The sequence below is a fragment of the Clostridium nigeriense genome (genome assembly GCF_050585265.1).
GTDB classification, from domain to species: domain Bacteria; phylum Bacillota; class Clostridia; order Clostridiales; family Clostridiaceae; genus Clostridium; species Clostridium nigeriense_B.
The window spans coordinates 16,686-31,216 of record NZ_JBNOOE010000017.1; the positions used below are offsets into that span (position 1 = coordinate 16,686).

The following is a 14,531-nucleotide window of genomic DNA, read 5'->3' on the forward strand; positions in this document are numbered from 1 at the left end:
ATTTATAAATAGGTTTTTTCTTTTGGAGGATATTAATATGATAATAAATAGAATACTCAATAATAATGTAGTAATTATACTTGATGAAAATGGTGAAGAACGTGTTGTATGTGGAAAAGGAATAGCTTTTAAAAAGAAGGTTGGAGATGAACTTGATAGTAAACAAATTAATAAAGTATTTGTTTTAAAAGATCAAGGTATGAATGAAAAATTTAAACAGTTATTATTAAATATTCCATTAGATCATATTCGATTAGCAGATGAGATTATAAATTTAGCAGAAGTAAAGCTAGGAAAACGTCTTAATGAAAGCTTAATAATATCATTAAGTGATCATATATATACCTCTATATCTCGTTATTTGGATGGAATTACTATCAAAAATGCTATGCTGTGGGATATTAAGCGCTTTTATGAAGATGAATTTGAAATAGGTATGAAAGCATTAAATATGATTGAAGAAGTATTTCATGTTCGTTTACCAGAAGATGAAGCTGGATTTATTGCATTACATATTGTAAATGCAAGTATGGATGAAAGTAATATGGAACAAATAATGGATATAACACGCATTATGCAGGAAATATCTAATGTTGTAAAATATTATTTTAGAATTGAATTTGATGTTAATTCAGTATATTATTTTAGATTTATAACACATCTTAAATTTTTTGCTCAAAGATTAGTATTAGGGAAAACAATTGATGATGGAAGCAATGATGGATTATTGGATGTTGTGAAGTTAAAATATCAAGCTGCATATAAATGTGTAGAAAAAGTTAATACATTTTTGAAACATAAATATAATTATGAATTATCCCATGAAGAAAAGTTATATCTCACAATTCATATTGAACGTGTGGTTTATAAAAGTAAAAATTAAAAAAATACCATTATAGGTATGATATAGATTTGAAAGGATGTGGTTAATGGTCGTATTTAAATAATAATAAAGGTTGTTTTTAAGTTTGGATGGTAACATTAAGTTGGCTAAACCTTCAATTTCTAAAATTTTAGTTAAAATGGAGGTAAAGAAAATGGGAAAATACTCAAAATTAGCTGATGATATTATTAAGAACGTCGGCGGAAAAGAAAATATTATTGGATTACAACACTGCATTACTCGTTTACGTTTTAATTTAAAGGATGAAAGTATTGCAAATGATGATGTTTTAAAAAATATGGATGGCGTAATTACAGTTATGAAAGCCATGGGACAATATATGGTTGTTATTGGTGAACATGTACCTCATGTATATGCAGAAGTTTGTGATAAAATCGGCATGAAACCTTATAGTGGGAAAGACGACACTGGTAATGAAGAGAAAAAAGCAAGTCTGTTTAATCGTGTTTTAAATGTAGTTATGGGAGGAATGGGCCCTTGCTTAAATATGATTTGTGCAAGTGGTATTATTAAAGGTCTTACAACTTTATTAACATTTTTAGGCGTTGTTAAACCAGAAGATGGAGCATATCTTCTTCTTACTGCAATTGGAGATGCAATTTTTTATTTCTTACCACTAATGCTTGGATATAATGTGGCTAAGAAAATTAAGATGGATCCTTTCTTAGGATTTCTTATTGGAGCAATTATGTGTTATCCAGCAATTAATGGTGTAGACATTAATTTATTTGGATATGTATTTAATGCTACTTATACAGGTACATTTTTACCAGTAGTATTTATGGTTGCAGCAGCAGCACCTTTAGAAAGATTTTTCAAAAAATATATACCAGAGCTTGTTAGTAATTTTATTGTACCAGTAATTGTATTACTAATTATTGTTCCAATAGGATTTGTTTTAATAGGACCTATGGCAAATTTAATTGGAGTAGGAATTAATACTGGAATTAATTCATTACTTAAAGTTAGTCCAATAATAGCAGGAACTCTTTTAGCTGGATTTTATCAAGTATTTGTATTATTTGGTGTGCATGGAGTATTATTTATGTTCCCATTCATGGATTTAATGCAAGGTATTCCTAGTCAATTAATGGCATATACATTCTTTGCATCTTTTGCACAAATTGGTGTTGTTTTAGCAATTTATTTAAAAACTAAAGATAAGAAGTTAAAATCAATTGCTTTACCAGCATTTATATCAGGAATATTCGGTGTTACTGAGCCAGCTATTTATGGTGTTACATTACCACGTATAAAAATGTTTGTAATTTCTTGTATTGCTGCAGCTACATCTGGTATTTTAGTATATTTAACTAATATTATGATGTATACATATACAGGTACAGGAGTAATTGGGTTAATAGGTTTAATAAGTCCACAAGACCCTAAAATATTACCACTTATTATTACATCTGTAGTACCTTTTGTTGTTGCTTTCGTTTTAGCATATATGTATTTCAAAGATGATAAAGTTGAAGGAAAAGTTAATAAAGAAGATAAAAAAATGGCACAAGAAATTATTTTTTCTCCTGCTAAAGGTGATTTAGCACCTTTAAAGGAATCATGTGATGAAGCATTTGCCTGTGAAGCATTAGGAAAAGGAGTTCTTATAAAACCTGTTGAAGGAAAAATAGTTGCTCCATTTGATGGAATAGTTAGAACTTTATTCCCTACAAAACATGCTATTGGTATTGTATCTGATAATGGCTGTGAACTACTTATTCATATTGGTTATAATACTGTACAATTGCAAGGAAAATATTTTGAAAGTTTTGTAGAACAAGGAGATACTGTTAAAAAGGGAGATGTATTAGTAACCTTTGATATAGATGCTCTTAAAAAAGAAGGGTATTCTACAGAAACACCTATTATTATTACAAATACTGATCATTATCTAGATGTTATAGAAATAAATAATAAAAATGTAGAAGTTGGTAATGAGCTTCTAAAAGTTATATTATAGGAGGAATTAAGTATGGGCTTTCCAAAAGATTTTTATTGGGGCGGTGCTACTGCTGCTAATCAATGTGAGGGTGCTTATAATATAGATGGTAGGGGACTAGCAAGAACGGATGTTACAACTGCTGGAACAGCTAAAACACCACGTGGTATAACTTATCGTTTACCAAATGGTGAAACTGGACTAGCTCCTCAATTTACACCATATCCAAAAGAGGCAAAAGGTGCTATTTTAGATGGTTATTACTATCCAAATCATAATGGAATTGATTTTTATCATCACTATAAGGAAGATATTGCATTATTTGCTGAAATGGGATTTAAAATGTTCCGTATGTCAATTTCATGGTCAAGAATCTTTCCAAATGGCATAGAAGAGAAACCAAATCAAAAGGGACTTGACTTTTATCGTAAGGTTTTTGAAGAACTTAAAAAATATAATATTGAGCCATTGGTAACAATTTCTCATTATGATACTCCACTATATTTAGAAGAGGAATTAGATGGTTGGAAAAATCGTGAGTTAATTTCATTATTTGATCGTTATACTGAAGTTTTATTTAAAGAGTATAAAGGTTTAGTAAAATATTGGTTAACATTTAATGAAATAAATAGTCTTTTAATGTTTAAGGATTTTATTCCTAATATGTCAAAAGAAGATATAGCAAATAATTATCAATGTTTGCATAATCAGTTTGTTGCAAGTGCAAGGGCTGTGAAACGTGCACATGATATTGACCCAGAATATAAAGTTGGTTGTATGATAGCAGGAGCATGTTCTTATCCATTAACATGTGCTCCAGAAGATGTATTAAAGAATCAAAAAAAGATGCAAGATAGTTTTTATTACTGTGGAGATGTTATGGTTCGTGGAGAATATCCGGTATTTGCAAAAAGATTATGGAAAGAAGATAATGTTAATTTAGAGTTTATAGAAGATGACTATAAAGATCTAAAAGAAGGAAAAGTTGATTTCTTTAGTTTTTCTTATTATTCAACAACTTGTACTTCAGCAGATGAAAGCGTTGCTAAGGATGGATTAGGTAATTTTAGCCTTGGATCTAAAAATCCATATATTAAATATTCTGAATGGGGATGGGGAATGGATCCTATTGGTTTAAGATACTATCTAAATGAAATTTATAATAGATATGAAATTCCTGTTATGGTTGTTGAAAATGGACTAGGAGCAATAGATAAACTTACAGAAGAAAATAAAGTACATGATGAATATCGTATTGAATATCTAAGAGAACATATTAAATCTATGGAAGGTGCCTTAGAAGACGGAGTTGATTTAATTGCATATACTCCTTGGGGATGTATTGATTTAATTAGTGCTTCTACTGGTGAAATGAAAAAACGTTATGGATTTATTTATGTAGATCTTGATAATGAAGGTAATGGAACAATGAAAAGATATAAAAAAGATTCGTTTTATTGGTATAAAAAAGTTATAGAAACTAACGGTAAAAATTTAGAATCATAAAAGTAATTTAAATAATTTGAAGAGCTATAGTACTAAAAATAATTAGTATATAGCTCTTTTAAAATAGAAATAATATTTTAAAGATGTGTTTATTAAGTAGAAAAAAAGGAGATATTTATAGATAAATTAGTTAACATATAGTTTACAAAATTTATACATTTATATATTGTACATATGATATAATATGGACGACTAGATTTAAGGAAAAGAGGTAAGCATATGAATATAAAGAAGATATCAGCACTTTTAGCAGCTGTAGTTTTAACAGTTGGACTAGCAGGATGTACAAGTGAAGCACAATTACCAGAAGGTGATGTTAAGATAGTAAATCAAGAAGTACAAGGAGTAGTTGAATTACTTTTAGAATCAGCTAATTATGGTAATGATAAGAGTACAGTAGCATCAATGGTATTACCAAAAGATTCTCAATATAATATTGATTTATTTGCTGAAAAGTATTCAAATGGTGATTTAATAGAAACTAATGAGATAGCTAATTATTCTACAGATACTATAGAAAAAGATTCAATAATTCATATTGTTGTTAATACAGCTAAGATTAATGATGGTGAAGCTGATAAATCCATATATTCCATAGCTGAAGTAGATAAAGAAAATACAGAAGATAGTAGTAATCCTGAATATAAGATAAGTAAATTCTATGGAGAAGCTTTAGATTTTGACAGTAAATCGGCTATAACTAAAGTTGGTAAAAATTTAGATGAGGATGTAGTATTAGTTGGATTAGTTAAATTCAAAGAAGATGATAGTGAAAAAAATACGATTAACTTAGATTCATATAAAGATGAAGTTGGTAAATATTCAGAAGTAACTATAATAAAGGCGAGAGTTACAAAAAAATAACTTAAGCAGTAAATATAGAAATAAATCCATTAGAAAAATAAAATTTGATATAATTATTATAAATTTGTATAATTGTAATGAATTATAGTAAATGGAGTGAATAATAAGATGAGATTAAGAAAAAAAACATGGGCTAGACCAGAATTAGAAGCATGTAATTTCTTTATAATAAATCCAAGCCAATATAAAGGAAAATGGAGAGAAGCTTTCAATAATAATAATCCAATATATTTAGAACTTGGATGTGGAAAAGGAACATTTATAGCTGTTCATGGCTCAGAAAATCCTGATATTAATTATCTAGCTATAGATATAAAGGATGAAGTTCTAGTTTTAGCTAAGAGAAATATAGAAAAAGCCTATGATGAAAAAGGTTTAGAAGTAAATAACTTAAAGTTCATGGCTCAAGAAATTTCTTTAATTAATGATGTATTTAGTGAGGAAGACATAGTAGATAGAATATATATTAATTTTTGTAATCCTTGGCCAAAGAAAAAACATAAAAAAAGAAGACTTACTCATAGTAAGCAATTAGAAAAGTATAAACAATTTTTAGCTAAGGGTGCTAAGATTTATTTTAAAACCGATGACGATGATTTATTTAATGAATCATTAGAATACTTTAAAGAGTCAGGTTTTGAAATTGAATATATTACTTATGATTTACATAAAAGTGATTTTGAAGGTAATGTAAGAACTGAACATGAAAATATGTTTAGTGAACAAGGCATTAATATTAAATTCTTAATAGCAAAAAGATAATAATTAAAGAACGAAGCGACAGAATAAAAATTCATAATTCCGAGGAATGAGTAATTATTACCTTGAGTTTGTAGAAGTAAATATGTTATATTAGGGCGACTTGGAGATTGTAAAGGAGACACTAATATAGCATATTTACTTCTTTTTTACTTATTTTTTAATTTACATATCAATTCTAAGGTGTTTAAGAAAATATCTACTTCTCTTATTGAATTATATACTCCAAAACTTGCTCTAACCATTCCTGGCATTTTGCAAGTTGAATCTACTAAATGTCTACTAGCTTCTTCGTTATTTATCTTTAGTAATCTTTTTACATATGGATGAGCACAAAAAGCACCCTGTCTAACGGCGATTGCTCTGAGTGATGCTAATAATTTAGCAGTTTCTGCATGATATATATCTTTAACATTGAAAACTACTATTCCAAGCCTGTCATCTATATTAATATTATCTCCATAATTAATTATATCCGTTATTGAATTTAATCCTTTAATAGTATGATCTAATAGTATTTTTTCATTTTTTTCTATAGTTTCATAGCCTATAGTATTAAGAGATTTCATTGCTTCAACTAAGGCTATAGCACCAAAAAAATTAGGACTTCCTGCTTCATCTTTTTCGGGGGGTGGCAGAAAAACTTCAGAATCATCTAAAACAGTGTCAACAGTACCACCACCTTTAAGATCAGAATTAAGTCTTTCAAATTCTTCTTTTAGGCCAATTATTGCACCACTTCCAAAGGGGGCATACATTTTGTGGGCCGAAAAAACTAAATAATCGATTAAAGTTTCAGTAAAATCTATTTTCTTATGGGCTACAATTTGAGCACCATCTATTATTAATTTAGCATTATATTTATGAACAAGCTTAGATATATAAGATAAGTCATTAAGATATCCAGTAACATTTGAAGCAGCAGTAATTGTAACGTATTTTACTAAGCCAGTATATTTTTCAAGTAAGTATTCTAGCTCATCTAGCTTTAACCTACCAAGTTCATCTACTTCTATATATTTTAAGTTACATTTTCCACGCCAAGGTAAATCATTAGAATGGTGCTCCATTCTAGTTGTTATTACAATATTATCTTTATCTTCTATTAGCATATTAGACAATCTATTTATACCCTCAGTAGTATTATTTACAAATATAACTGTGTATTTCTCTTTTGAAGCTTTAAAAAAATCCAAAATATAATTTCTAGATTCTAGATAAATCTTTGTTGAATACTCAGACTTTTGCCCTAACCCCCTACCTATGGCTCCATATAATTCACAAGCTTTTGTTATACTATTAAGAACACTTTTAAAGACAGGAGTTGTAGCAGCATTATCAAAATTTATTGATTCTATTTTATTATTGTTCAAAATTGGAACTTTTTTATCAAGGCCTATAAATAGATCTCTAAAAGAATTATTTGTTAAATCATTCATAGAAAAACCTCCCTTTATATATTATTCAGTTAACTAAATTAAGGTGATAATAAGATTGTTCTAATGACATTCCATAGAACATATATAAATATATAGCATATACTTATAATGAAATATTTTTTGGAGGAAATATATGTATTATAATAACCTAAATAGGCAACAAGAATACGATGATTTAAAATTCATGCCTTTAAATATAAGAGAACCATTTTTAGATAAAGATTCAAGTTGGTTTCCTATTATAGATATGGCTTTACCTACCTTTAGTGAACTTTCTAATAATTTTTTATTAGGTTTTGCAACTCCTGTTGATAATTCTAATTTGCAAGGAAATTCATTAAAAACCTTAGATTTTATTCAAAATAATAATTTGAATGTACAAAATGCACAAAATAATCAATCAGCTGAGGATTTCACTAAGGATTTTAATTTGGAATATCCATCTGAAACTCTATCAGAAGAACTATACTCATATAATAAAGATGAGGGATGCAAATCAATAAATAATTCTACTAATAATATGAATATGGAAAATACTAATATGCCAAATATCAATATGCAGAATATGAATATGCAAAATATGAATAATAATAAGGGTAATCAAGATGAGCCAATCCACATGAATTTATTAAGAAATTTTAACTTTGAATTCTATTTAGATAATTCATACAGAGGAGAGTCAAGTAATCAAATAGAGGAAATAGATAGGATATTTAATGTGATAAAAGGTGATAATTCTATTGTTGAAACCTTTAAAGCTTATAATATTCCAAAACCTATTTCTAATTTAATTATTAAAAAAATAATTAAAATAACATTAGAAAATTCAAAGTCTAAGTGGGGGGAATAAATATGCTATTTCGTCAGAACATGCCTAACTTGCAAAGTAAAATAAGATTTTTACATGCAATTCCAACTATGCAAGCTGTTGATATTTACTTAAGCGGATCATTATTTGGAAGAAACGTAGCGTTTTCAGATATTACCTGCTATGAAAATATATCACCAGGAAATTATGAACTTCAATTATATAAAACAGGTACTTATGATACTCCATTAATAAGTAAGGAGATTGATATTCTTCCCAATACTAATTCAACTGTAAATTTAGTAACTTTAGGTGGAGAATTATATACTTTAACATTAAATGATGCAACTGGTAAGGGTGGTTTAGCAAATTGCTTTTTAAGATTTATGAATTTGTCTCCCAATGCGCCTTTATTAACATTATCATTATCTAATGATACTTCTCTTTTTAGTAATGTTGAGTATTTAGAAACTACAGGATATTATGCTTTATCTCCAGCTATATATGATTTTAAAGTAAGTTTTTCATCTTTATCTGGAGTATATAAATTTATTAGTAATAAAACTTTAACTAATGGAAAATTTTATACCATATATATAATTGGTTTATTAAATAAACAACCCGGATTAGGATATTTGATGGTAGAAGATGGAGTACAATAATAAATGAGAAATAGAAGGAAATATGTTATGTAGGACGACTTGGAGCTTTCGACGGAGCAACTAACATAACATATCTCCTTCTTTCTTTTTTAATGGGAATATATATGGCTTAATATAATAGTAAATATACCAAGGAAAATTGAGAATAAATAAGTCTTGTGATGCTTATATTCTCTAGCAGCGGGAATAAGTTCAGCAAAGGAGATATAAAGCATTATACCTGCAACTAAAGCAAAGACTATGGATAAAATAGTTTCGTTTATATAAGGTCTTAGAAATAAAAATGCAATAAATGCGCCAAGGGGTTCTGCTAGACCAGAGTAAAGAGTATATTTAAAGGCTTTGAGTTTATTTTTAGTTGAATAATAAATTGGCATAGCTATCGATATTCCTTCAGGAATATTATGAAGGGCTATTGCAAGAGCTATGGATATACCTAAAGAGGTATTTTCATATCCAGAAACAAAGGTAGCTATACCTTCAGGAAAATTATGTATCATTAGGGCAATCATTGACACAAATCCAACCCTATATAATTTGTCAGGTGAATTACAATTATATCCTTTTGGTTCAGTAGGTACAAATTGATCTATAAGCAATGCCATTAAAGCACCTATAAGTAAAAATGATAATGAGTATACCACTCCTTTAAGGTTACCATTATATTTACTTAAGGTTTCTTCTGCAGATATAAAAAGATCAGTAAAGGAAACAGTTATCATTACTCCTGCTGAGTAGGATAAAGCAAAGGTTATTAATTTCTTATTTTCAGTTTTAGAAAAAAATAATATAAATGCTCCTAATACAGTAGAAAGGCCTGCAATCAATGAAAGTATAAGTGGAATAAAAGATTGATGTGATATCATAATATTTCTCCTCATAAAGTATTAAATATATTTATAAATATATTTAAATAAAAAAATACTATGCAAAGCAAGTGAAATTTTATAATATATAGTAGAATAAATTTATCAAAATTGGGAGATGAATATGTGGTTATATAAAATAGAGGAAAAGATAATAATGATTCCAATTATTATAAAGACCTTTTTCCTTAATATTAAGAGTAAAAAAAGTAATTTTATAACTTATAAATATGGAGAGAATATTAAGCAGTATTATAGGGTATATGAAGGAGATTTAAAGAAACCTACCATTGTATTTGTACATGGGGGAGGATGGTGGCATGGAAGCCCTAAAACTTCTAGTTTTATTGGAAAGTTTTTTAATGATTTAGGATATAATGTTGTAGTTCCTGCATATAGATTAGTTCCATTATATAAATATCCAACTCAGATTAATGATGTGTTTACAGCAGTTAAAGATTATTTGCAGAAATATAATAATATAAAAGAGCTTATTATAATTGGGTTTTCAGCTGGAGGAGAACTTTCTACTAATTTAGTTTTTAATAAAATTAAGCAAAAAGAATTTGGAATAGATAAAAGTATTTTCAAAGGTTTAATTACTTTATCAGGAGTTTTAGATTTTAATAAATGTACTTCTAAGCATTCAAAAACTTTAATTGAAAATTATATAGGTCTTGAAAATGAAATAGAGAAATTTAATCCAATTAATTTAGTTAATGAAAATGTGGATGTTAAAGTCTTATCTTTACATGGAGATAGAGATACTTTAATAAGTAAGAAAAACTCAGTAAGTTTTGTAGAGAGAATAAAAAAATTAAATGGAAGTGCTAGATTAAGCATATTAACTGGAAAGCATCACTCTGATATTGTATCTTTATTCATAAATAAAGGAGAAAAGGGATCTAAAGAAATTTTAGATTTTATAGAAGAAGTATGGAAGCAGTAAAAAGAAGAAATTATTTAATAGACAATTTAAAAGTAGTATTAATATTTTTTGTTGTATTTGGTCACGTAATAGAATATTACATAAAGGATAATGGTATTATTAGAACAATATATGTATTTATTTATATTTTTCATATGCCACTTTTCGTATTTATTTCAGGATATCTTTCTAAAAATTTTTATAGAATGAAAAGAAAGGCTATAAAAAATTTATTAATACCTTATATAATTTTTAATATGATTTGGTACACTGCAGTTTATATTGGGACTAAAGAAAATATGTTTTCATTACTTTTACCAGGATGGACCCTATGGTATTTATTAAGTCTCTTTTTTTGGCGGGTATCTTTAAAATATATAGTTAGGTTAAAACATGTATTATTATTTAGTTTTTTTATAGGAATACTAGTAGGGGTAGTACCAAGTGTAGGAAGTTTTTTATCAATTTCAAGAACAATAGTCTTTTTACCATTTTTCTTATTAGGTTATTATACTAAAGAGGAACATTTAACAAAGGTAAAAAGAGTTGATAAATCATTAGCTATTATAGGAATACTAATATTTTTATTTTTAGCACTATACATTGTTAAAATAGATTTATTTGATTATAAATTCTTATACTATTCTTATTCATTTAGTGCTCTAGAAGTTTCTTTAATAAGTGGTGTTATTTTTAGGGGAATATTATATATATCTTCAATTATTTTTGGAGTTTGTGTTATAGCAATAGTTCCTGAGAAAAAACAAACTTATTCTAGTTTAGGTAAATCTACTATGAATATATATGTTTTTCATATTTACTTAGTTATGTTAATTTACTTCTTTATACCTAAGTGGAATATAGGAATTATTCAAAATATATTAATTTTATTAAGTCCGTTTCTAATTATTTATATCTTATCTAGGAAAAAAGTAAATAAGGTTTATGATGGAATATTTTATCCTGTTAATATAAGTATTGATACAGGAAAAAGCTCTTATAAAAAATTAAAAAAAACAAATAAATAGATATAATTAAAAAGCTTACTAATACATTAGTGAGCTTTTTATATTTTTAATATTTACAAATGAATACTTTAGTAATATACTAATGTATATACACTAGTTAGGGGGAGTATTTATGGAAAGCAGAGAAAAAATTAGAAGGATGGTATTTGCAGCGGTTTTAACAGCTATTGCTATTATAATTCCAACTCAATTTGGATTTTTAAAAATAACTATAGGTCCATTTACGGCAACAATTGCATCACATGTACCTATGTTTTTAGCAATGCTAATATCACCATCAGTAGCAATATTTGTAGGACTAGGTTCAGCACTTGGATTTTTTATAACAACACCACTAGTTGTAGCAGCTAGAGCTGCTATGCATATAGTAGTTGGATTTGTTGGAGCATTAATAATTGACAAGGATAAAGATTTTAAAAAAGCCATTTTATTTACAGCACCTATTCATGGAATTTTAGAAGGACTAATAGTTATTCCATTTGGATTTTCAGTTTATCAATTTGTAGTAGTTGTTGCAGTTGGAACTATTATTCATCATTTTGTAGATGGAGCAATATCATATGCGTTAGCCAATGCATTAGCCAAGGCTAGAAGAAAAAATCTTTATGAAGTATTTACAAGTGAAGTAATGTAGTAAATAACATATTTAAAGGTCTGTCTATATAGTTGACAGGCTTTTTTTCTTCTTTAGGAAATTTATATACTTTCTAGTTATTTTAAAGCTAAAGTGATATAATTTAAAATTAATGGAAATGATTAGAGTATAAAAGTTTGGAGGAAGAAATATGGACAATACATCACTTATATTAGAAGGTGGAGGAATGAGGGGAGTTTACTCTGCTGGAGTTTTAGATTTGTTATTAGATAAAAATATAGATATTAAATATTGTATAGGAGTATCAGCAGGTGCATGTAATTGTGTTTCTTATATTTCAAAGCAAAAGAAAAGAAATTATAGAGTTAATATAAATTATATTAATGATAAAAGATACTTAAGTTTTAGAAATTTAGTTAAGACAGGTTCTGCTTTTGGTATGGATATGCTTTTTAATAAAATACCAAATGAATTAGAGCCTTTTGATCATGAAACATTTAAAAAAGCAGGAACAAAATTTTTTGTAGGAGTTACTAATTGTGAAACAGGATTACCTGAATTTTATAATATAAAAGATTTTAATGAAGATGGATATGATTCATTAAAAGCATCTATATCATTACCTTTAGTTGCAAGTATAATAGATTATGATAATAAAAAGTTTTTGGATGGTGGTATTGCAGCACCAATTCCAATTCAAAAAGCTATAGATGATGGAGTAAAGAAACATGTAGTCATTTTAACTCAACATAAAGGATATAAAAAAAGCAGAAATAAAATAATGCCTGTAATTAAAAGAAAATATAAAAATTATCCTAGTTTAATAGATACAATAGAAAATAGATATAAAATATATAATGATACATTAGAAATGTTAGATAAATTAGAGGAAGAAGGAAAATGCTTTATTATAAGACCTAGCAGTCCTCTTGAAGTAGGAAAGTTTGAAAGAAATAAGATTAAATTGGAAGAAATATATGATAAGGGATATGAAGATGCTAAAGCACTTTCAGAAGCTTTAATAAAGTTTATAAATAGTTAAAGATAGGAGGTACTTAAATGAGAATATTTCATATGGGGGATTGGCATATAGGAAAGCTTGTAAATGGCTTCTATATGACTGAGGATCAAAAATATGTTATAGAACAAGTTTACAAGGCAATAGAAGAAAAGAAACCAGATATAGTGATAATTGCAGGAGACTTATATGATAGATCGATTCCCCCAGTTCAAGCTGTTGAATTATTAAATGAAACCTTAAGAAAAATAGTTAAGGATTTAAATACTAAAGTAATAGCATTAGCAGGGAATCATGATAGTAATGAAAGAATAGAATTTGCTAGTTCACTGTTATATGATAGTGGGCTATATATAGTTGGTAATTTAAAAAATAAAATAGATAAAATAACTTTAGAAGACGAAAGTGGAAAAGTTAATTTTTATCCAATACCATATGCAGATGTTCCCTATGTTAGAGACTTATTTGAAGATGAAAATATAAAGACACATGATTTAGCAATGGAAAGAATAGTTTCAGAAATACATAAAGATTTTAATGGTGATGAAAGAAATGTTGCTATAGCTCATGGATATGTTACTAAAATAAAGGATGATGATTATGAATTATTAGAAGAAAGTGATTCAGAAAAGCCTTTATCAATTGGTGGAACTGACTATATTAATTCTAAGCATTTTGAAAAGTTTAATTATACTGCTCTTGGGCACTTACATGGTCCTCAAAAGGTAGGTTGTGATAAAATAAGATACTCTGGTTCTCTTATGAAATATTCTTTTTCAGAAGTAAATCAAAGAAAAGGAATAACTATAGTAGACTTAGATAAGGATGGGAATATTCATATTGAAATTTATGATTTGAAGCCAAGAAGAGATTTTAGAATAAAAATAGGAACTTTAGAAGAAGTATTAAATTCTTATGATAAGGATAAAGAAAATAATGAAGATTACATTAAGGTTATATTAAAGGATAAGGGTGAGCTTTTAGATCCAATGGCAAAGATTAGAGCAGTGTATCCAAATGTTATGGAGCTTACAAGGGAAGAGAGGGCTATAAGAGGAGGAAGTAGAAGCGTAGCTACTGATATTAAGGAGAGATCAAAGCTTTCATTATTTAAAAGCTTTTATAAGGATATAATGGACGAAGATTGTGAAGAAGAAGAATTAAATATAATGGAAAGAGTTATGGAATCAGCAGAAAGGGGAGTTGAATAAT

The 14,531-nt window shown here is 27.4% G+C and carries 14 protein-coding genes; 12 read left to right on the forward strand and 2 right to left on the reverse strand.

Translation table 11 applies throughout. The annotated features are described in order from the left end of the window. Window positions 1-37: 37 nt before the first annotated feature. From licT to trmB, 5 genes are all read left to right on the forward strand, one after another. Entirely contained in the window at window positions 38-883 is an 846-nt protein-coding gene (licT, locus tag ACQPVP_RS13820; protein WP_430850875.1) for a BglG family transcription antiterminator LicT, read from the forward strand. 154 nt (window positions 884-1,037) lie between these two features. Next, window positions 1,038-2,867 (forward strand): beta-glucoside-specific PTS transporter subunit IIABC, encoded by a 1,830-nt coding sequence (locus ACQPVP_RS13825; RefSeq protein ID WP_430850877.1) that lies wholly within the window; start codon window positions 1,038-1,040, stop codon window positions 2,865-2,867. Window positions 2,868-2,879: 12 nt separating this feature from the next. Beyond that, entirely contained in the window at window positions 2,880-4,352 is a 1,473-nt protein-coding gene (locus tag ACQPVP_RS13830; protein ID WP_430850879.1) for a glycoside hydrolase family 1 protein, read from the forward strand. A 219-nt stretch (window positions 4,353-4,571) separates the two neighbouring features. Further along, on the forward strand, window positions 4,572-5,216 hold the full coding sequence (locus ACQPVP_RS13835) for a hypothetical protein (protein ID WP_430850881.1): 645 nt from the start codon (window positions 4,572-4,574) through the stop codon (window positions 5,214-5,216). Window positions 5,217-5,324: 108 nt separating this feature from the next. Continuing rightward, window positions 5,325-5,978 (forward strand): tRNA (guanosine(46)-N7)-methyltransferase TrmB, encoded by a 654-nt coding sequence (trmB, locus tag ACQPVP_RS13840; protein ID WP_430850883.1) that lies wholly within the window; start codon window positions 5,325-5,327, stop codon window positions 5,976-5,978. A gap of 146 nt (window positions 5,979-6,124) precedes the next feature. Here trmB and ACQPVP_RS13845 read toward each other — a convergent pair whose 3' ends face one another. Next, window positions 6,125-7,414, reverse strand: a complete 1,290-nt coding sequence (locus ACQPVP_RS13845) for an aminotransferase class V-fold PLP-dependent enzyme (protein ID WP_430850885.1) — start codon at window positions 7,412-7,414, stop codon at window positions 6,125-6,127. Between the two features lie 133 nt (window positions 7,415-7,547). Between ACQPVP_RS13845 and ACQPVP_RS13850 the strand changes: the two genes are divergently transcribed. Continuing rightward, a complete protein-coding gene (locus ACQPVP_RS13850) occupies window positions 7,548-8,264 on the forward strand; it encodes a hypothetical protein (protein WP_430850887.1) in 717 nt (238 codons plus the stop codon). 2 nt (window positions 8,265-8,266) lie between these two features. Beyond that, the gene (locus tag ACQPVP_RS13855; RefSeq protein ID WP_430850889.1) at window positions 8,267-8,884 is read left to right on the forward strand and encodes a DUF4397 domain-containing protein; all 618 of its coding nucleotides are present in this window, start codon (window positions 8,267-8,269) and stop codon (window positions 8,882-8,884) included. Between the two features lie 89 nt (window positions 8,885-8,973). Here ACQPVP_RS13855 and zupT read toward each other — a convergent pair whose 3' ends face one another. Continuing rightward, window positions 8,974-9,750: a zinc transporter ZupT gene (gene zupT / locus ACQPVP_RS13860; RefSeq protein ID WP_430850891.1), complete on the reverse strand. Its 777-nt coding sequence runs from the start codon at window positions 9,748-9,750 to the stop codon at window positions 8,974-8,976. 124 nt (window positions 9,751-9,874) lie between these two features. On the opposite strand from zupT, the gene ACQPVP_RS13865 reads away from it, so the two are divergent. From ACQPVP_RS13865 to ACQPVP_RS13885, 5 genes are all read left to right on the forward strand, one after another. Further along, on the forward strand, window positions 9,875-10,699 hold the full coding sequence (locus tag ACQPVP_RS13865; protein ID WP_430850893.1) for an alpha/beta hydrolase: 825 nt from the start codon (window positions 9,875-9,877) through the stop codon (window positions 10,697-10,699). Further along, window positions 10,687-11,706: an acyltransferase family protein gene (locus ACQPVP_RS13870; RefSeq protein WP_430850895.1), complete on the forward strand. Its 1,020-nt coding sequence runs from the start codon at window positions 10,687-10,689 to the stop codon at window positions 11,704-11,706. The genes ACQPVP_RS13865 and ACQPVP_RS13870 overlap by 13 nt, the downstream gene beginning before the upstream one ends. A 112-nt stretch (window positions 11,707-11,818) precedes the next feature. Beyond that, window positions 11,819-12,340 (forward strand): ECF transporter S component, encoded by a 522-nt coding sequence (locus ACQPVP_RS13875; protein ID WP_430850897.1) that lies wholly within the window; start codon window positions 11,819-11,821, stop codon window positions 12,338-12,340. Window positions 12,341-12,491: 151 nt separating this feature from the next. After that, window positions 12,492-13,343 (forward strand): patatin-like phospholipase family protein, encoded by an 852-nt coding sequence (locus tag ACQPVP_RS13880; protein WP_430850899.1) that lies wholly within the window; start codon window positions 12,492-12,494, stop codon window positions 13,341-13,343. A gap of 17 nt (window positions 13,344-13,360) precedes the next feature. Continuing rightward, window positions 13,361-14,530, forward strand: a complete 1,170-nt coding sequence (locus ACQPVP_RS13885; protein ID WP_430850901.1) for an exonuclease SbcCD subunit D — start codon at window positions 13,361-13,363, stop codon at window positions 14,528-14,530. Window position 14,531: the final 1 nt, after the last annotated feature.